This window comes from Bartonella sp. AU55XJBT, assembly GCF_028618525.1.
The window spans coordinates 39,335-58,043 of the sequence record NZ_JAQITC010000001.1 but is presented as its reverse complement, the minus strand read 5'-3'; the positions used below and the strand labels follow the sequence as shown (position 1 = coordinate 58,043).

15 protein-coding genes are annotated in these 18,709 nt (G+C 39.9%); 11 read left to right on the top strand and 4 right to left on the bottom strand.

What is annotated here, in order from left to right:
• Positions 1 to 31: 31 nt before the first annotated feature.
• Entirely contained in the window at positions 32 to 697 is a 666-nt protein-coding gene (gene ccmB / locus PVV70_RS00190) for a heme exporter protein CcmB (protein ID WP_273717503.1), read from the bottom strand.
• Between the two features lie 11 nt (positions 698 to 708).
• Positions 709 to 1,320, bottom strand: coding sequence for a heme ABC exporter ATP-binding protein CcmA (ccmA, locus tag PVV70_RS00185; RefSeq protein WP_273717504.1), 612 nt, complete (start codon positions 1,318 to 1,320; stop codon positions 709 to 711).
• 296 nt (positions 1,321 to 1,616) lie between these two features.
• Here ccmA and acnA point away from each other — a divergent pair, with 296 nt between their 5' ends.
• The 11 genes from acnA (at position 1,617) to gpsA (ending at position 16,107) form a co-directional block, all read left to right on the top strand.
• On the top strand, positions 1,617 to 4,304 hold the full coding sequence (gene acnA, locus PVV70_RS00180) for an aconitate hydratase AcnA (RefSeq protein WP_273757411.1): 2,688 nt from the start codon (positions 1,617 to 1,619) through the stop codon (positions 4,302 to 4,304).
• Between the two features lie 241 nt (positions 4,305 to 4,545).
• Positions 4,546 to 4,812 (top strand): 30S ribosomal protein S20, encoded by a 267-nt coding sequence (rpsT, locus tag PVV70_RS00175; protein ID WP_273757410.1) that lies wholly within the window; start codon positions 4,546 to 4,548, stop codon positions 4,810 to 4,812.
• Positions 4,813 to 5,515: 703 nt separating this feature from the next.
• Positions 5,516 to 7,087: a chromosomal replication initiator protein DnaA gene (gene dnaA, locus PVV70_RS00170; RefSeq protein ID WP_273757409.1), complete on the top strand. Its 1,572-nt coding sequence runs from the start codon at positions 5,516 to 5,518 to the stop codon at positions 7,085 to 7,087.
• A gap of 188 nt (positions 7,088 to 7,275) precedes the next feature.
• Positions 7,276 to 8,397 (top strand): DNA polymerase III subunit beta, encoded by a 1,122-nt coding sequence (dnaN, locus tag PVV70_RS00165; protein WP_273757408.1) that lies wholly within the window; start codon positions 7,276 to 7,278, stop codon positions 8,395 to 8,397.
• A 20-nt stretch (positions 8,398 to 8,417) separates the two neighbouring features.
• Positions 8,418 to 9,551 (top strand): DNA replication/repair protein RecF, encoded by a 1,134-nt coding sequence (gene recF, locus PVV70_RS00160; RefSeq protein WP_273757407.1) that lies wholly within the window; start codon positions 8,418 to 8,420, stop codon positions 9,549 to 9,551.
• A 53-nt stretch (positions 9,552 to 9,604) separates the two neighbouring features.
• Positions 9,605 to 10,072, top strand: a complete 468-nt coding sequence (aroQ, locus tag PVV70_RS00155; protein WP_273757406.1) for a type II 3-dehydroquinate dehydratase — start codon at positions 9,605 to 9,607, stop codon at positions 10,070 to 10,072.
• Positions 10,073 to 10,178: 106 nt separating this feature from the next.
• A complete protein-coding gene (gene cyoA / locus PVV70_RS00150) occupies positions 10,179 to 11,150 on the top strand; it encodes a ubiquinol oxidase subunit II (RefSeq protein ID WP_273757405.1) in 972 nt (323 codons plus the stop codon).
• A gap of 75 nt (positions 11,151 to 11,225) precedes the next feature.
• Complete coding sequence (gene cyoB / locus PVV70_RS00145; RefSeq protein WP_273757404.1) at positions 11,226 to 13,244, top strand: cytochrome o ubiquinol oxidase subunit I; 2,019 nt, start codon at positions 11,226 to 11,228, stop codon at positions 13,242 to 13,244.
• The gene (locus tag PVV70_RS00140) at positions 13,241 to 13,909 is read left to right on the top strand and encodes a cytochrome (ubi)quinol oxidase subunit III (protein WP_273757403.1); all 669 of its coding nucleotides are present in this window, start codon (positions 13,241 to 13,243) and stop codon (positions 13,907 to 13,909) included. Before cyoB ends, PVV70_RS00140 begins: the two co-directional genes overlap by 4 nt.
• A gap of 5 nt (positions 13,910 to 13,914) precedes the next feature.
• On the top strand, positions 13,915 to 14,697 hold the full coding sequence (cyoD, locus tag PVV70_RS00135; protein ID WP_273757402.1) for a cytochrome o ubiquinol oxidase subunit IV: 783 nt from the start codon (positions 13,915 to 13,917) through the stop codon (positions 14,695 to 14,697).
• 405 nt (positions 14,698 to 15,102) lie between these two features.
• A complete protein-coding gene (gpsA, locus tag PVV70_RS00130) occupies positions 15,103 to 16,107 on the top strand; it encodes an NAD(P)H-dependent glycerol-3-phosphate dehydrogenase (RefSeq protein ID WP_273757401.1) in 1,005 nt (334 codons plus the stop codon).
• A 494-nt stretch (positions 16,108 to 16,601) separates the two neighbouring features.
• Here the strand turns inward: gpsA and fabI are convergent, their stop codons facing one another.
• Positions 16,602 to 17,420 carry an enoyl-ACP reductase FabI gene (gene fabI / locus PVV70_RS00125; protein ID WP_273757400.1) on the bottom strand — a complete coding sequence of 273 codons (819 nt, stop codon included), beginning with the start codon at positions 17,418 to 17,420 and terminating at the stop codon, positions 16,602 to 16,604.
• A 48-nt stretch (positions 17,421 to 17,468) separates the two neighbouring features.
• A complete protein-coding gene (gene fabB / locus PVV70_RS00120) occupies positions 17,469 to 18,689 on the bottom strand; it encodes a beta-ketoacyl-ACP synthase I (RefSeq protein ID WP_273757398.1) in 1,221 nt (406 codons plus the stop codon).
• Between the last annotated feature and the right edge of the window lie 20 nt (positions 18,690 to 18,709).

Below are 18,709 nucleotides of genomic sequence, written 5' to 3'. Positions count from 1 at the left end.
CAGAGTTTTGCTATGCGGCAATCATCTTTTATTATTCTGATAAAAGCTTGAGCGTTAGTGCGGCAACAAAAGAGCTAAAGAGACTCAAAAAAAGTGAAAAAGCGCTAAGAAGAGCTAGGGAAGTGAGAAAAGAGGCATTTGGATTTGTTGGAGCCGTAGCCGCTGAAACGCCAAAAATCATAATTGGAATGATCCACGGTAAGATAATGATGAAAATAAGAAGAGTGCTATGCAACAATGAGCTTGCAAGTGCTGCTCCTATGGCGCCAATAAAAATAATAGCAGGTGTTCCGCATAAAAGAGTAAGTATTGTTGTAAAAGTTATCGTTACATCTAAGTGGAGCATGAGGGACAAAATAGGCGTAGCAAAAATGAGAGGAAGCATCGTTCCTACCCAATGGGCGATGCATTTGGTAAAGACAATCAGCATAAAACTTTGTCTTTGTTCTGAAAGGATAAATTGGTCGAGATTGCCATCATCACGATCAATTTGAAAAAGTTTATTCAGATTGAGGAGTCCTGAAAGAAGGGCACCAAACCACAATATTCCTGGCCCTATTTGTGCAAGAATTTTGGGATCTGGTCCAATAGCAAAGGGGGTTATGATCACAACAGCGATGAAAAACAATAGTCCTGTTAGCGACGAGGCTTGTGGCGCTAATAATAGTTTAAGATCACGCCAGAACAGTGCTTTCATTTTATTCTCTCCTAGAGAGGTAAAAATTTTTCCAGAGCGATTGTATGGTTTTCTGGAATGCCTAAAGAATTATGGGTTGCGGCGATAATCATACCACCTTGATTGAGATGACGCTGAAGAATACGAGTAAGGCGTTTTTGAGCATGGTTATCAAGTCCCGATATGGGTTCATCTAAAATCCAAATAGGACGATAGGAGAGCAAAAGGCGGGCAAGAGCGACACGCCTTTGTTGTCCAGTAGACAGAGCGTTAAAGGGTAAATATTCAAGATCAGAAAGACCAAGATCGGCAAGGGCTTCATAGGGGGAGCATAGAGGTTGTCCATAAAACTCTGCCCAAAATTGCAAATTATCAATGACAGATAAAAGAGGTTTCATGGCATTTTGAGGACCAAGATAATGACACGCAGTTGTAACAGGGTATCTTTGTTCATAGTCTTTAAGTATGATATGACCTTCAGCAGGTTCAAGAAGACCGACAATGATTCGGAGCAATGTAGATTTTCCAATGCCATTTGGTCCAGTGATTGTTATCAATTGCTGTGGAAATAAACGAAAAGAAAGACCTTTGAATAGAATTTCCTCGTTTCTGTAAGCTGCTAAATCTTTGCCTGATAACACCATGCGATTGCCTATTTTTTTATTTTCCTATTCTTTATTGCATTATAGAATAAAAAAACACGTTTTTTTATGCAATTGTCCCTAGAATAGTTCTAGAAATAGTTCTATAAGAGGTGCGTTACATCAAAATCTGGTGTAGAATGGTTTTTGGCGCTGATTTCCGCATTTACCTATGCAAGGTGGAGGGGGAAGTGGATGGCGGAGGTAATTGCGTCTGCACTCAAGCTGCGACCTTGACTCGTGGTTTGTGTTGTTCATTCCTGGAAATTGGGTAGTTTGTAGTATGAGGGTGGACAGTCATGACTCACATTGATAGCTTTAATTGTCGCAGAACGTTAAATGTTAGTGGCAAAGAATATACTTATTATAGCTTGATCGAAGCGGAGAAGAATGGGCTTGAAGGCATTTCGCGTTTGCCGTTTTCGATGAAAGTTATTCTCGAAAATTTATTGCGCTTTGAAGATGGTCGCACGGTTAAAAAAGAGGATATCCTCAATGTTGCTAAATGGTTAAGCGACAAAGGGAGCGCAGGGGCAGAAATCGCCTACCGTCCTGCACGCGTTCTTATGCAAGACTTTACTGGTGTTCCGGCGGTTGTTGATCTTTCTGCAATGCGTGATGCTATGGTCAAACTTGGTGGTAACGCTGAAAAAATTAATCCTCTCATACCCGTTGATCTCGTCATTGATCACTCAGTTATTGTTGATGATTTTGGCACTCCCATGGCTTTTAAGGAAAACGTTGAGCATGAATATGAACGCAATGGTGAGCGTTATCGTTTTCTGAAATGGGGACAACAAGCCTTTCAAAATTTTCGCGTTGTTCCTCCAGGAACAGGGATTTGTCATCAGGTTAACCTCGAATATTTAGCACAATGCGTGTGGATGAAGAATGAAGAGGGGAGGGAGACAGTTTATCCTGATACTTGTGTGGGAACTGATTCGCATACGACGATGGTTAATGGTTTGGGTGTTTTAGGTTGGGGTGTTGGTGGCATTGAAGCCGAAGCGGCAATGTTAGGCCAACCCGTCTCTATGTTGTTACCTGAAGTGATTGGTTTTCGCCTAACAGGGAAGCTTAAAGAAGGTGTAACAGCTACCGATCTGGTGTTGACGGTGACCCAAATGCTCCGCCAGAAGGGCGTTGTTGGTAAATTTGTTGAATTTTTTGGCCCTGGTTTGGAGCATATGACGCTTGCTGATCGGGCGACGATAGGGAATATGGCACCTGAATATGGAGCAACCTGTGGCTTTTTTCCAATTGATAAGGAGACGGTGCGTTATCTCAATATGACAGGGCGTGATGAAAATCGAATTGCCTTAGTGGAGGCTTACTCCAAAGCACAAGGAATGTGGCATGACGAAGTGGTGGCTAATCCCATTTTTAGTGATACCATTGAATTAGATATGGGAACCGTTGTTCCTTCTATGGCTGGTCCTAAACGTCCTGAAGGACGTATTGCATTGGAAAATGTTGGGCAAGGTTTTGAAAAGGCATTGGTTGAAGACTATAAGAAAACTTCTGGACAAGATGAGCATTATCAGGTTGAAGGAGAAGAATATACGCTTAGTCACGGTGATGTGGTAATCGCAGCGATCACTTCTTGTACAAATACATCGAATCCAAGTGTTCTTATTGCAGCAGGTCTTTTGGCGCGAAATGCTGTGGCAAAAGGTCTCAAAAGTAAGCCATGGGTAAAAACTTCTCTTGCACCTGGTTCACAAGTCGTTGAAGCTTACCTTCAAAATTCGGGATTGCAAAAAGATTTAGATGCATTAGGATTTAACTTAGTAGGGTTTGGGTGCACAACATGTATTGGGAATTCTGGTCCTTTGCATCCAGATATTTCCAAAACGATTAATGACAATGGTGTCATTGCCGCTGCAGTTCTTTCAGGAAATCGTAATTTTGAAGGGCGAGTTTCCCCTGATGTGCAAGCGAATTATTTAGCTTCCCCTCCATTAGTTGTTGCACATGCGCTTGTCGGAACGGTACGTAAAGATTTAACCAAAGAACCTCTTGGTGAAGATTCAGATGGTCAACCGATTTACTTGAGAGATATTTGGCCAACTTCTCAAGAAATACAGGCGTTTATCGAAGAAAATGTCACGCGTAAGGTTTTTGCCGAAAAGTATGCAGACGTCTTTAAGGGTGATGAAAATTGGCAAAAAGTTCAGATCCCTACGGGGTCTACGTATTCTTGGGATGAACAATCCACCTATGTTCGTAATCCACCATATTTCGATGATATGCAGAAAACACCAGATGTTTTACCAGATATTAAGGAGGCACGAATTTTAGGTTTGTTTGGTGATAAAATCACGACAGATCATATTTCTCCTGCTGGTTCTATTAAAGCAGCTTCTCCTGCTGGAAAGTATTTAATGGATCATGGTGTTAACGTCGCTGATTTTAATCAATATGGGACCCGTCGTGGGAATCATGAAGTTATGGTTCGTGGGACCTTTGCCAATATTCGCATTCGTAATTTTATGTTAGGAGAAAATGGACGAGAAGGAGGTTATACGGTTCATTATCCGTCAGCGGTAGAACAAACCATCTACGATGCAGCAATGGCGTATAAACAAGAAGGTATTCCGCTCGTTGTTTTTGCGGGAATTGAATATGGCAATGGATCGTCACGCGATTGGGCCGCTAAGGGGACCAATCTTCTTGGTATCAAAGCGGTAATTGTGCAATCTTTTGAAAGGATTCATCGCTCTAATCTTGTTGGTATGGGCATTGTTCCTTTTGTCTTTGAGGAGGGGCTAAGTTGGAAATCTTTAGACTTAAAGGGAGATGAAAAGGTAACGATTGAAGGGATTCATAACTTGAAACCTCGTCAAAAGACAGTGGCGACAATTACTTTTTCTGATGGTACGGTAAGAACCATTCCATTATTATGCCGTGTTGATACTGAAGATGAGCTAGATTATTTGCATCATGGTGGAATTTTACAATATGTCTTGCGTAAGCTAGCTGTTTAAATACCTTTGTTCGTTGAGGAATATCTTTAAACGATTAAGCTATAAAGTTGCGGATTAGAGAATTTAGCTTCGTTTTTTATGTCTGTCTTTGAAAATTTAATTGACGTTGGCTTTGACATTGCGCTATAAGCTACATGAGTTATAGGAAACTTTATAGTTTTGCTTGGGTTAGGTTTATTTACATTGGTAGAGTTGTTATTGAGAATCATTTTACCAAGGTGTTGAAAGAGAGATTATATTTATGGCGAATACACCTTCTGCTCGAAAAGCGGTGCGCAAGGTTGCAGCACGCACACAGGTTAATAGGGCCCGCCGTTCACGCGTTCGTACTTTTATGCGTAAGTTTGATGATGCTTTAGCAGGGGGCGATAAAGCGTCTGCAGAAATTGCATTTAAGAATTTTGAGCCTGAGATTATGCGTGCGGTTTCTAAAGGCGTTTTTCATAAAAATACTGCTGCGAGGAAAGTGTCACGTTTAGCGAAGCGTTTAAAGGCTCTCAGCGTTTAAGCTTTTTCTATTTTATTAAGAATCAAGCCAGTATCCGTAAGGATACTGGCTTTTTGTTTATCTTTTCAAAGAGTTTCGATTGAAAACAAGAATCGACAACGATTCTCCTCTTGAAAAAGGAGAGAAAGTTTATAGGGGAGGAGTATGGTTATCCACAAGCTTTGTGGATTTTTACAGAGTCTTTTTTGTCAAGCATTTTATTTTTTTTTTTTAATTTGAAGAGATTCTTTAATGATTGGTAAATTCAGAGAAAAAAAATGAATTGAATCAATTATTTTTCTCATTCCTCATTGAAATGAGCATTTTTTTGGAGCTTTTGATTTTATTTTGACCTCTTGCTTTTTACCTCTGCTGTTTTGTATGGTTCTCATGAAGACTAAAAAGTATGAAGGGGTCACATCAGCACATTATCCTATATTTTGTTGAATATAAAATCTTTGGTTTAGGCTTTTTAAAAGCTTTTGTGTTGGGTGGTTTTTTTTGATGGTTTTTTAGTTCTCTTAGTTGGTATGTTTACCATTTTAGAAGGGTGGGTCATATCATGAGTGCAAGTAAATCTTATTGGTCATCTTTGTTAGTGGGGTTGTGATGAGGCTATCCTAGGGGAGGGTGAGTAATCTTATTTGGGGTAGGGCGTTTTGCCTTTGCTAGATTTATTTTAGTGGTTTGGCAGGACAAAATTTTATTTTTATCAGGATGGAAGATGGTGGATAAATTGAACTCTAAAGCTAGTTCCTTTAAAAGGGTTTCGGTGAATATCCTGTCGGCAGAGAACATAATAAAGAATAGAATGACAGAGAGTGATGGGGTTGTTTGTAGAAGTGCTTCTATAGGGCATTCTATTGTTTCAGAGGAGGAGAGTGCGGCGGCTTTTGTACGCGTTATGGCACAATTAAAGGCGCAGGTTGGTGTTGAAGCTTATACCAGTTGGTTTGGTCGTGTGAAACTTGCTGAGTATAGCCATACTTTTGTAAAGCTTTCTGTTCCTACAGCTTTTTTACGTTCATGGATTAATAATCACTATGGTTCTCTTTTGACTCATTTATGGAAACAAGAGAACTCAGCAATTCTTCGTGTTGAAGTCATCGTTCGCGGTATGGAACGGGTTTCAAGAGATGTTGTTTGTAAAACAAGTGCGCCTTCTGTTGTGCTGGAGGAGCCGGCGACTTCATCTTTTGTTGAGAATTCTGCAGAGCATTCAGTCAAAAGTTCTCAAGCGGGAGTTTTTGGATCTCCCCTTGATTCTCGCTACACTTTTGAAAGCTTTGTTGAGGGGGCATCTAATCGCGTTGCTTTAGCAGCGGCGCGTTCAATTGCAGAGGGGCATAAAAGTGCTTTGCGTTTTAATCCTCTTTTTATTCACGCGTCTGTTGGTTTAGGAAAAACACATTTGCTTCAAGCGATTGCGGCTTCTGCATTGAAGCGTTTAACATCTGCACGTGTTATTTATTTAACTGCTGAATATTTTATGTGGCGTTTTGCAACAGCTATTCGTGATAATGATGCTCTTTCTTTTAAAGAACAGCTTCGCGATATCGACCTGTTGATTATTGATGATATGCAGTTTTTGCAAGGTAAGTCGATACAACATGAATTTTGCCATTTACTTAATATGTTGCTTGATAGTGCAAAACAGGTTGTTGTCGCTGCAGATCGTCCGCCAGCGGAATTAGAATCGCTTGATCTTCGCGTTCGGTCTCGTCTTCAGGGAGGGGTTGCCCTTGAAATTGAGGCACCAGATTATGAAATGCGTTTGCAAATGTTGCGCCAGCGGTTGAAAGTGGCACAGCAAGATGATAGCATGATATCAATTTCTGATGATGTTTTGGAATATATTGCAAAAACGGTTTTAGGGTCAGGGCGCGATATTGAAGGTGCATTTAACCAGCTCTTATTTCGTCAATCTTTTGAGTCTGATTTATCTTTAGAACGAATTGATGAGTTATTAGGTCACTTGACTCGTCCTGGTGAACCTAAGCGCATTCGGATTGAAGAAATTCAGCGTACGGTAGCGCGCCATTATAATGTTTCTAAACAGGACTTGTTGTCTAATCGTCGAACACGTACGGTTGTAAAGCCACGGCAAGTTGCGATGTATTTAGCGAAAGTATTAACGCCTCGCTCGTTGCCAGAAATAGGACGCCGTTTTGGTGGACGTGATCATACAACGGTTTTACACGCTGTACGTAAAATTGAAGATTTAGTTTGCGGTGATCAGACCTTGGCCAAGGAACTTGAATTACTGAAGCGATTGATTGGAGAACAGGCTGTATAGCGTTTATCATTTCTTTTTTTGAAGAAACTTTAAGGGATTTAATAAAAGGGTTTGTTTTTTCTTATGCAGGAGTGACTTGCCATTTTAAAAGAGGTTTAATAAACTCCAGCAGGCGATTCTTTAAAAAGAATCTGTTGTTTTAATTCGAAGGAATTCTTATAGTTTTTGGTAAATCATACGGGGCTTTTATGCGCATTACAGTGGATCGGAATCAATTTCTCAAGTCTCTTGGTCGTGTTCACCGTGTGGTAGAGCGCCGTAATACTGTTCCTATTTTATCGAATGTTCTGATTGATGCAGAAAATGGTCATATACAGTTAAAGACAACAGATCTTGATTTAGAGGTTACAGAATCTTTTACAGTTAATGTAGAACAAGCCGGAGCAACGACTGTTCCGGCACATTTGCTCTATGATATTATTCGGAAGCTTCCTGATGGCAATGAAGTTGCATTATCCGTCGATGAGAATCAATCAGGTACAATGTCCGTTATTTCGGGTTGTGCGCATTTTCAACTTCAGTGTCTTCCAAAGGCAGATTTTCCAGAGTCACTTCCTGGGCAGTTTGGTTATCGCTTTTCTCTATCGGCATCAGGGTTGAAACATTTACTTGATTGTACGCAATTTGCCATTTCTACTGAAGAAACCCGCTATTATCTTAATGGTATTTACTTCCATGTTATTCATGATGATGTTTTGAAACTGCGTTTGGTGGCAACGGATGGTCATCGTTTGGCACAAGTTGAGATGGAAGCGCCTTCAGGAGTTGAAGGAATGCCTGGTGTTATTGTTCCTCGTAAAGCTGTAGGAGAGTTGCAAAAACTTCTTTCAGAAGAAAATGATGGTAATGTATGTGTAGAGCTTTCAGAGACAAAGATTCGTTTTTCTGTAGGTTCCGTGATTTTTACATCAAAGTTAATTGATGGAACATTTCCAGATTATCAACGTGTTATCCCTCTTGGAAATGATAAAGAATTAGTTGTTAATAGACAGGATTTTTCTTCTGCGGTTGATCGAGTTTCAACGATTTCGAGTGATCGGGGGCGTGCAGTTAAGTTAACGATTGAGCATGGACAGTTAAGGCTTGTTGTGAATAGTCCTGATTCGGGCAGTGCGGAAGATCAATTATCCGCAACTTACACATCTGAACCACTTGAGATAGGGTTTAATTCACGGTATCTTTTGGATATTGCTGGGCAGCTTTCAAGCGATGAAATGGTTTTTATGCTGGCTGAAGCTGGAGCACCAGCCTTGATTCGTGATAATGATGATGCGGATGTGCTTTATGTACTGATGCCTATTCGTGTTTAGGGGCGATTATTTTGCAATGCATGGCAAGTCATGTGCATAAAGTGTCTGTGAGGCAGCTAAAGCTTTTACGTTATCGCAATTATTCTTTTTTTAATATTCATTTTTCGGGTCAGCATGTGGTTTTCACGGGCCACAACGGTGCGGGTAAGACGAATCTTTTAGAGGCGTTATCTTTTCTTTCTCCGGGTCGTGGTTTGCGACGGGCTGCATATTCTGATATTAGCTTGATAGATGGAGGTGGTGAAGGATTTGTTATCTTTGCCTGTCTTGAATGTGCTCTTTATGGTGAAGTAAAGATTGGTACAGCTTTGGAGGTTAGCGATAACAGTCGAAAGGTCCATATTAATGGTGTGAATGCGCCAAGTGATTGTTTAACAGATTACAGTCATATTAGTATCTTAACACCCTCTATGGATAGTCTTTTTACAGGTCCTTCGCTTGAGCGCCGTCGTTTTTTGGATCGTATGGTTTTGGCCATTGATCCTTTGCATAGGCGCCGCATAGCTGATTATGATAGAGCGATGCGCGCACGTAATCGTTTATTTTTGGATGGCAATGAAGATACTGCTTGGTTTGATGCTTTAGAAAAGCAGATGGCAGAATTGGCGACAGCTATTTCTGCGGCGCGTATTGATGTTATTAGGCTTTTAAATGACATGTTTACACAAATGCCATCTCAGATACCTTTTCCACGGGCTTTTTTGCAAATTGATGGTTTTTTAGAAACAGCTCTAAGGAGACTATCAGCTACTGAAGTTGAAGAGCAATTTTGTGATCAATTGCAGCGTAATCGTGCAATGGATCGTGCTGCTGGGCGGACATTAGAGGGACCACATCGTACAGATTTACAAGTTTTTTATGCGGATAAAAATAGAGCAGCAACATCTTGTTCAACGGGCGAACAAAAAGCGTTGCTGACAGGTCTGGTTTTGTGTCATGCTCGTCTAACAGGTATGATATCGCAAAGGGCTCCCATTCTTCTTCTTGATGAAATGGCTGCTCATCTTGATTCACATCGACGTGCTGCTTTATTTGATATTCTTGATGATTTAGCTGTGCAAACATTTATGACAGGAACAGATCGTCTTTTATTTGATGACTTAAAAGGACGCGCGGAATTTTTTGAGATTAAGGATGGCACTTTATTGCTGTAAAAAACATGCTAAATATTTTTTAATAAGTGATGGTCGAGAAGAAAAGGGTTGCCATGTCTGTGATGATAACGATTTTAAATGGTCCTAATTTAAATTTTCTGGGTCAACGTGAGCCAGAAATTTATGGAACTGAAACTTTAGAAGATATAGAAAAAAGTTGCAAAGAATGGGCAAAGAAAGCTAATTTTATCATCAGTTTTTATCAAAGTAACTATGAAGGTCAGCTAGTAGAATGGATACAAGAAGCTATAGGGCTAAGTTCTGGATTGATCATCAACCCAGCGGCTTACAGTCATACATCTGTTGCTCTTCTTGATGCTCTAAAAATGTTTTCAGGGCCAAAAGTAGAAGTTCATTTATCCCATATTCATCAACGGGAAACTTTCCGTCACCATTCTTACACATCGGCAGGTGTAGACGCTCTCATAAGTGGGTTTGGAAGTGATGGATATCGGTTTGCGCTTGAGTATATTGCAAAACAATTAATAAGTTGTAAAGGTAAAGAGTTAAGCGTTGGATAAGAATAATATAGGCATTGAATTCACTTGATAATTATTTTCAAATCTGTACAATATGAGGTATTATATTTATGGCAATTTTTAGTGCATATGACGGGGGTAAAAGAAGATGAAAAGCTTTGTTCGACAATTAGGAATGCTTGTGATTTTAGGGGGAGCACTGCTTTTGTCTGGTTGTAAAATGGATGTCCTTCAGCCATCAGGTTATGTAGCACGTCAGCAGCTCATTTTGATTGTTGTTTGTGTGCTTGTTATGCTTTGTGTTGTCATTCCAGTCATGGTGAGTGTGGTATTTTTAGCGATAAAATATCGTGCTTCGAATACGAAAGCGAACTATTCTCCTGATTGGGCGCATTCAAATAAAATTGAAGCTGTAATGTGGGGTATCCCAATTGTAATTGTAATGGTTTTGGGTTCACTAGCGGCTTATTATACCTATAAGCTTGAGCCTGCTAAGCCTCTTCCAATAGAGGTTGTGGGTGAAGGAGAGCCGTTGCAGATTGATGCTATAGCTCTTGATTGGAAATGGGTTTTTATTTATCCTCAATATGGTGTTGCATCGGTCAATGAAATTTACGCGCCTAAAGGACGTCAAGTTTTATTGCAATTGACGTCAGAAAATTCTGTCAATGCCTTTTGGGTCCCTAAATTGGGTACAGTTCTTTACGCTATGCCGCAGATGAATGCTAAGTTGCATTTGATCGCTGAAGAACAAGGCGTATTCAAGGGGACCTCAGCAAATTACAGCGGCGATGGTTTTTCAGGGATGCGGTTTAAGTGGCATTCTGTGTCTTCGCAGGATTTTGAAGATTGGATTGTAAAAGCTCGGGCTAATGGTCGAGCACTTGATCGTAAGTCTTATCGTCAACTTTCTATTGCGCCTCGTATGGGTGATATTGCTGCGAAAGAGAAAGATGCTGAGGTTCGTTATTTTGCACCCGTTGAGAAGCGGCTTTACTATCGTATTGTTAATCGATGTGTCGGTGAAAATACGGTATGTAATGAAGATTTAATGAAACGTGCTGCTGCTCAGACACTGTGGGGTGCATTGTGTTCAGTATTTGATCCTGATGTTATTTAAAGGATCAATAGAGAAAGAGCCCTTTTAACATAAGGTTTCTTTTAAACTTGAATTTCATTTGAAATGGGTTGAGAAATGTTTGGAAGACTTACAGATCCTACGGCAGGTGCTTTTCATGCGCTTGCACATGAGCCGATCGTTTTATATACATGTATCGCGATTGTTGTAATTGGTTTAGTTGCTTTTGTTGCTTTAACGGCGCTTGGGTGGTGGGGGATTTTATGGCGAAATTGGATTACAACTGTTGACCATAAACGTATCGGTATTATGTATATAGTACTTGGAATTATTATGCTTGTTCGCGGTTTTGCGGACGCGCTTATGATGCGAACGCATCAAGCTTTAGCTCTTGGGAGTGAGACAGCAGGTTATTTGCCCCCTGAGCATTTTGATCAAATTTTTTCGGCGCATGGCACGATCATGATTTTTTTCATGGCTACGCCCATTTTATTTGGTCTTTTCAATTATCTTATACCGCTTCAAATTGGTGCGCGTGATGTTGCTTTTCCCTTTGCAAATAATCTAGGTTTTTGGATTACAGCAGCTGGAGCAATCTTGATTAATATATCGCTAGGTGTTGGTAATTTTGGTCGTGGTGGTTGGCTCATGTATCCACCTTTTACAGAGTTGCAAACGAGTCCAGATACAGGGGTAGACTATTATTTATGGTCACTTCAGCTTTCTGGTATTGCGACAACTATGGGGGCAATCAATTTCGTTGCAACAATGATTAAGATGCGTGCTCCTGGAATGACAATGATGAGAATGCCTGTTTTTTGTTGGAGCGCTTTTGTCAGTAATGTCCTTATTTTAGTGATTTATCCTGTCTTAACTGTAGCCTTTGCACTTTTGGCCTGTGATCGTTATCTGAGCATGAATTTCTTTACCAATGTTGGTGGCGGAAATCCAATGGTATGGATTAACTATGTTTGGGTTTTTGGTCATCCAGAGGTTTATGTTTTGGTTGTTCCTGCTTTTGGAATTGTTTCTGAGGTCGTATCAACTTTTTCTTCAAAACGCCTCTTTGGTTACACTTCCATGATATGGGCCATGTTGGTTATTTTGATTCTTTCGCTTCTTGTTTGGGGGCATCATTTCTTCACAATGGGTGGCGGTGAAGCTGTAAATACCTTTTTTAGTATCGCAACGATGATTATTGCCGTTCCAACAGGTGTAAAAGTTTTCAATTGGTTGCTCACGATGTATAAAGGAAGGATACGCTTTGAACCTCCAATGCTTTGGTGCATAGGCATGATCTTTACCTTTGTTGGTGGTGGATTAACCGGTGTTTTATTATCGATTGTTCCTGCTGATTGGCAGTTTCATAACTCGCTCTTTTTAGTAGCGCATTTCCACCATACAATTATTGGAGGTGTGGTTTTTGCTTATTTAGCTGGACTTGCTTTTTGGTTTCCAAAAGTTTTTGGTTATAAACCAAATCGTATGCTAGGGATTGCATCTTTCTGGTGTTGGTTTATTGGTTTTTATCTTGCCTTTTTCCCTGTTTATGCCCTTGGGCTAATGGGAGCGACGCGTCGTCTTCAGCATTACATGGAACCTAGTTGGCAGCCGATGTTTATTATTGCTGCTCTAGGTGCTTTTATTATCTTACTTGGTATCCTTTGTTTTGTGTTACAGGTTGTTTTGGCAATTTGGTACGGTATTAAGCATAAAGGTCACTTACCGGTAACGTTAAATGATTCTTGGGGTGATGCACGTACACTTGAATGGTTTACCTCTTCACCGCCTCCTTCCTATAATTTTGCTCTTCTTCCAAAGATACAGTCTGATGATGCTTATTGGAATATGAAGAAAAGTGGTTATCAACGTCCGACAAGTGGATTTACAAAAATTCATATGCCGTCGAATACATCGGCTGGAATTATTGCTGGCTTCTTCTCATTAGTTGTTGGGTTTGCACTTGTTTGGCACATTTGGTGGCTTGTTGCGATCGGACTGGTTGGTTTTATTGCAACGCTTGTGTGTCATTCATTAACAGGTGATCACCATGGTTATTATATTTCAGCTGAAGAAGTACAAAAAACTGAAGATGCCTTTACAGCTGTTCTTAAAAAACAAGGAGTGACAGTATGAGTGCAGTAACAATGAATAATGCGAGTACTGTGGATAAACTTCACCACGATAGTAGCTCGGTCATGACGTTTGGTTTTTGGGTCTATATTCTTTCAGACTTGATCCTGTTTTCGACACTTTTTTCAAGTTTTGCTGTCTTTTCTGCTTCTTATGGGGGCGGTAAAGCGGGCAATGAATTTATAGATTTAAAGTTTGTTTTAGTTGAGACTGCTTTCTTATTGTTTTCATCCGTCACTTATGGCTTTGCAATGGTACAGGCACATAAAAATAACATCAGTGGTGTGCGTTTATGGATGGCCATAACCTTTGCATTTGGGTGTTGCTTCATTGGTATGGAACTTTATGAATTCCATGAATTATTGGGTGAGGTCTTTTATTATGATCCAAATGCTTATGCGGGTATCGATCCTGCAACAGGTTTACAGCTTTTTGGTCGAGAAATTCTCTCTGCTTATTGGTCAGCATTCTTTGCTTTGGTTGGCACCCATGGACTTCACGTAAGTGTTGGTCTTCTTTGGATGGTTGTGATGTTTTTTCATCTCCGTCATAATGGCTTGGATCAGAATAATAAAACGCGTTTAGCATGCCTTTCCATTTTTTGGCATTTACTTGATATTGTATGGGTTGGTGTTTTCACCATGGTTTATCTGTTAGGAGCGTTGTGATGAGCATGCAAAAAGAAACACATGGTCCCAGTACTGGTTCCTATTTGGTCGGTTTTATTCTGGCTGTATTTTTCACTTTAGGTTCTTTTATTCCTGTAATGTATGGAATGATGGAAAGTTGGGCAATTAGTACAAAGGTTGCGTATCTTATTGGGATGGCAATTATTCAGATTATAGTACAAATTGTTTTCTTTTTACACTTGAGCTCTGGTCCAGATGCTAAGTGGAATTTAAGCGCTTTATGGTTTGCTGCTATTTGCGTTTTTGTTATTATTGGGGGTACGTGGTGGGCTATTTCCCATTTGAATTATAATATGATGGGTGGTTCAGGACGTGTTATTGAACCAGAAATATCAAGAATGGATGATTCTTCAGTATCTGGGCAGCTATCAAATAAAGATATATCTGTAAGAAAACAGCCAGAAAAGACGCTGAACTCAGAAATTTCCATGGAGCAAACTCCAAGTATGCAATCTGCTGTAGATCAAGTACCTGGTTCAGAAATGCCTATAGAGCAAGTTCCGAGTATGCAGACTCCTGTAGATCAAGCGCCTGGTTCAGAAGTACCTATGGAGCAAGTTCCGAGTATGCAGACTCCTGTAGATCAAGCGCCTGGTTCAGAAGTACCTATGGAGCAAGTTCCAAGTATGCAGACTCCTGTAGATCAAGCGCCTGGTTCAGAAGTACCTATGGAGCAAGTTCCAAGTATGCAGACTCCTGTAGATCAAGTGCCTGGTTCAGAAGTGCCCATGGAGCAAACTCCAAGTATGCACTCTCCTGTGGAATAGTTGTGAGAAATACCTGTAGAGCTGATGTGGCATGCATAAGCTCTACAGGGGGACTCGCAAAGATTCGTAGGATATGAAGAGGAGGTTAAGGGTAAGATATCAATAGAATGCATATCATGATTTTGGACGTGCTTTTATTTTTAAGAAGACGATCCATTGTGCATTTAGTCAAGCTTTGATTTTTGAGATAGAGAGCTATTTGTAGAATATACAAAGGATGGTATTTGTACAGTTCAATACAGATAAAGAGAGCGTGAAGAACACATTTTTATGTTTATGTGAGATAAAGCTACGAAGAAGTAACATTGTAGTTTTACAAGATTTATATTAAAGAGAGCATTGAAGTTATTTATAATAATAGCGTGCAACTGAAATCGACAATTTAGAGAATAATCAGAAAACTTAATGAAAACCGTTGCAATGACAGTTATTGGTGCTGGTTCTTTTGGTACTGCGTTAGCGATTGCTCTTGCTCGTAATGGTCATAATGTTTTACTTTGGGGATATAATTCTCAACACATCGAGAAATTACAAGAACAACGTTGTAATCAAGTATATTTGCCCGATATTCAATTTCCTGAAAATTTGTTACTTGAAGATTCGCTTGCAACTGCAATAACAGCAAGTGACAATATACTAATCGCTGTTCCAAGCCATGTATTTCATCAAGTGTTGTATAATATTCAGCCTTATTTGGATAAACATTCACGTGTTATTTGGGCAACGAAAGGCTTAGAACAGGGTACAGGACGTTTTTTACAAGAAGTTGCTCGTGAGATTTTAGGTGAAAAAATCCCTTTAGCTGTTTTTTCTGGACCAACTTTTGCTAAAGAACTCGCTATTGGTTGGCCTACTGCAATGACGATAGCTGCTTCTGATGTTGAGTTTGCTAAAGAATTGCAGCAACTTTTTCATTGTGACAAAAGTTTTAGAGTTTATAAAAGCTCAGATATGATTGGTGTTCAATTAGGGGGAGCCGTCAAAAATGTTATTGCTATTGGTGCAGGAATATCAGATGGCATGGGATTTGGGGCAAATGCACGAACAGCTCTCATCACACGAGGATTAGCTGAAATCAGTCGTTTAGGGGGCGCTATGGGGGCTGAGCTTTCCACATTTATGGGAATGACAGGCTTAGGTGATCTGGTTTTGACATGTACTGATAATCAATCACGTAATCGCCGTTTTGGAATACTTCTTGGTAAAGGAATAGGTATAAAAGAAGCGGAAAAAAAAATTGGTCAGGTTGTGGAAGGGTACTTAAATACCAAGGAAGTACATATGTTAGCGCAACGTATTGGGGTGGAAGTGCCTATTGTAGAACAAATTTATCAAATTCTCTATTGTGGTAAAGACATAACTGAAGCGGCTAATACATTATTGAGTCGCACTCTCAAGGATGAAATATAGTAGTATCCTGTATTCTTAAATAATTTCAATCGTAACAAATAGAAATATAAAATAGATTGTGTTGATGATTGTATAAGTCTGTTATATCTCAGAAAATTACAGATTCATATCATTCGATTTTTTTATGAAGTAGAGTTGAAATATAAAAGTTTTGGCTCTTGTTAAGTATCTCTTTGAAAATAATTTATTATTTCTACTTACATATGTTTGTCTAATGTAATGAAAGAGATATTTTAATTTTCTCTTAAACGCTAATAATATTTGAAGAATAGTAGAAAATTTATAGGGGAGTAGCACCTTATTTATATAAAGTTAAGCTAGAAATTTTCTATTATCCGATTTCCAATATTATTTGTGCGTTTAATAGCTTTTATGCAATAGATTGGATTTGAAGGCTTTCCCCATGAGATTTAATCTAGTAGAGAAAGCACTCATCACTATGCAAACAAAGGACTCTACAGATGAGCGATTTTATTTTTGAAGTCGGATGTTTTTTATCCTTCTTGGGAGTCTTCAGTTTTTTTCAGTTCTTCAAGTATTGGCATAGACATGATATTATAGCCTGAATCAACATAGTGAATTTCACCTGTAACGCCTGATGACAAGTCAGAGAGGAGATAAAGCGCGGATTTTCCAATTTCATGAATATCCACGGTACGACGTAATGGGGCATTACGTCGTTGGTGTGAAAATATTGCACGTGCAGCTGCAATACCATTACCCGCTAAGGTTCTAACAGGACCAGCTGAAATCGCATTGACGCGGATATTTTGCGGGCCAAAGTCTGCCGCTAAATAACGGACCATAGCTTCTAAAGCAGCTTTAGCAACCCCCATGATATTATAATTAGGGACAACTTGCTGTGAAGCGCCATAGGTAAGGGTTAAAAGTGCTCCTCCATGAGGCATAAGCTTTTCTGCACGCTGAGCAATTTCAGTAAAGGAATAAGCTGAAATAACCATTGTACGTTGAAAGTTTTCACGCGTTGTAACATCAACGTAACGCCCTTTTAGCTGATTTTTATCTGAAAAACCAATAGCATGGACAATAAAATCAATTGTTTTCCATTCTTTTTCAAGTTTTTCAAAGACCTCATCAACATTTTCAATTTTTTCAACATCACACTCTAGAACTAATTTGCAGCCAAGCTTATCTGCTAGAGGCTGAACACGTTTTCCGAAAGCATCTCCTTGATAAGTTAAGGCTAATTCAGCTCCTGCTTGTGCGAGTTGACAGGCAATGCCCCAAGCAATTGAATGGTCATTCGCAATTCCCATAATAAGGCCACGTTTGCCCTCCATCAAACCTTTCATATTATTCTCCGTAAGACCGTATTTTTTTCAATTACTAAGAACTTTCATTTATACATAGCGTTGAAAAATAAGCGTTGCATTGGTACCGCCAAAGCCAAAAGTATTTGACAATACGGTATTCAGTTGTTGATGATCGCGTCGTTCACGAACAATTGGCATATCAGCAAAAGCTGGATCCAGTTCTTCGATATGGGCACTTTCACAGATAAAATTATGATTCATCATTAACAATGTATAGATTGCTTCGTGAACACCTGCGGCTCCTAAGGAATGCCCTGTTAGAGATTTGGTAGCAGAAATGGGGGGGCATTGATCACCTGCTCCAAAAATACGGCGGATAGCTTCTATTTCAGGAGGATCTCCAACAGGTGTTGCTGTTGCATGGGGATTGATATAATCAATTTTATCGTGGACTTTTGCAAGGGCCATGCGCATGCACCGTTCTGCTCCCTCTCCTGATGGAGCAACCATATCATGTCCATCGGATGTCGCACCATATCCAACGATTTCTCCATAGATTTTTGCCCCACGGGCTTTAGCACATTCTAGTTCTTCAAGGACTAAAACGCCAGCACCTCCAGCAATAACAAATCCATCACGATTGACATCGTAGGCCCGTGAAGCTTTATGAGGGATGTCATTATATCTACTAGACATAGCGCCCATAGCATCAAATAAAACAGAGAGTGTCCAATCCAAATCCTCGCAGCCACCGGCAAAGACGCGGTCCTGTTTACCATATTGGATCATTTCATAAGCGTTTCCAATACAATGATTGGAGGTAGCACAAGCTGAAGAGATTGAATAGTTGACCCCTTTTATCTTAAAAAAAGTTGCCAGTGTTGCTGAAGCTGTAGAACTCATCGCTTTAGGCACAACAAAAGGCCCAACACGCTTTGGACCCTTTTGGCGTGTAATATCGGCTGCTTCTACGATTGACTGCGTTGAAGCACCTCCGGAACCCATAATAATCCCTGTGTGTTCGTTTGATACTTCATGAGGCTCTAAACCAGCATCAGCAATTGCTTGATCCATTGCAATATGATTCCATGCTGTTCCACGTCCATGAAAACGTAAAGCGCGTCGGTCAACGCGTTCTTCTATATTAATATCAGGCTTACCGTAAACTCTGCTACGAAAGCCTAACTCAGCATATTGAGGTGCGTAAGAAATTCCGGATTTTGCTTCACGTAAACTGGTTAAAACGGCTTGGGGGTCATTTCCAATCGCGGAAACAATTCCCATTCCGGTTACAACAACACGACGCATTCATACCTCCTTATTCCATA

Bases quoted from the DNA above. Each gene is read 5' to 3' on its own strand.
- dnaA (WP_273757409.1), top strand. From the start codon at position 5,516: ATGGTGGATAAATTGAACTCTAAAGCTAGTTCCTTTAAAAGGGTTTCG.
- gpsA (WP_273757401.1), top strand. From the start codon at position 15,103: ATGAAAACCGTTGCAATGACAGTTATTGGTGCTGGTTCTTTTGGTACT.
- fabB (WP_273757398.1), bottom strand. From the start codon at position 18,689: ATGCGTCGTGTTGTTGTAACCGGAATGGGAATTGTTTCCGCGATTGGA.
- acnA (WP_273757411.1), top strand. From the start codon at position 1,617: ATGACTCACATTGATAGCTTTAATTGTCGCAGAACGTTAAATGTTAGT.
- cyoD (WP_273757402.1), top strand. From the start codon at position 13,915: ATGCAAAAAGAAACACATGGTCCCAGTACTGGTTCCTATTTGGTCGGT.
- ccmA (WP_273717504.1), bottom strand. From the start codon at position 1,320: ATGGTGTTATCAGGCAAAGATTTAGCAGCTTACAGAAACGAGGAAATT.
- cyoB (WP_273757404.1), top strand. From the start codon at position 11,226: ATGTTTGGAAGACTTACAGATCCTACGGCAGGTGCTTTTCATGCGCTT.
- rpsT (WP_273757410.1), top strand. From the start codon at position 4,546: ATGGCGAATACACCTTCTGCTCGAAAAGCGGTGCGCAAGGTTGCAGCA.
- aroQ (WP_273757406.1), top strand. From the start codon at position 9,605: ATGTCTGTGATGATAACGATTTTAAATGGTCCTAATTTAAATTTTCTG.
- recF (WP_273757407.1), top strand. From the start codon at position 8,418: ATGGCAAGTCATGTGCATAAAGTGTCTGTGAGGCAGCTAAAGCTTTTA.
- fabI (WP_273757400.1), bottom strand. From the start codon at position 17,420: ATGAAAGGTTTGATGGAGGGCAAACGTGGCCTTATTATGGGAATTGCG.
- dnaN (WP_273757408.1), top strand. From the start codon at position 7,276: ATGCGCATTACAGTGGATCGGAATCAATTTCTCAAGTCTCTTGGTCGT.
- PVV70_RS00140 (WP_273757403.1), top strand. From the start codon at position 13,241: ATGAGTGCAGTAACAATGAATAATGCGAGTACTGTGGATAAACTTCAC.
- cyoA (WP_273757405.1), top strand. From the start codon at position 10,179: ATGAAAAGCTTTGTTCGACAATTAGGAATGCTTGTGATTTTAGGGGGA.
- ccmB (WP_273717503.1), bottom strand. From the start codon at position 697: ATGAAAGCACTGTTCTGGCGTGATCTTAAACTATTATTAGCGCCACAA.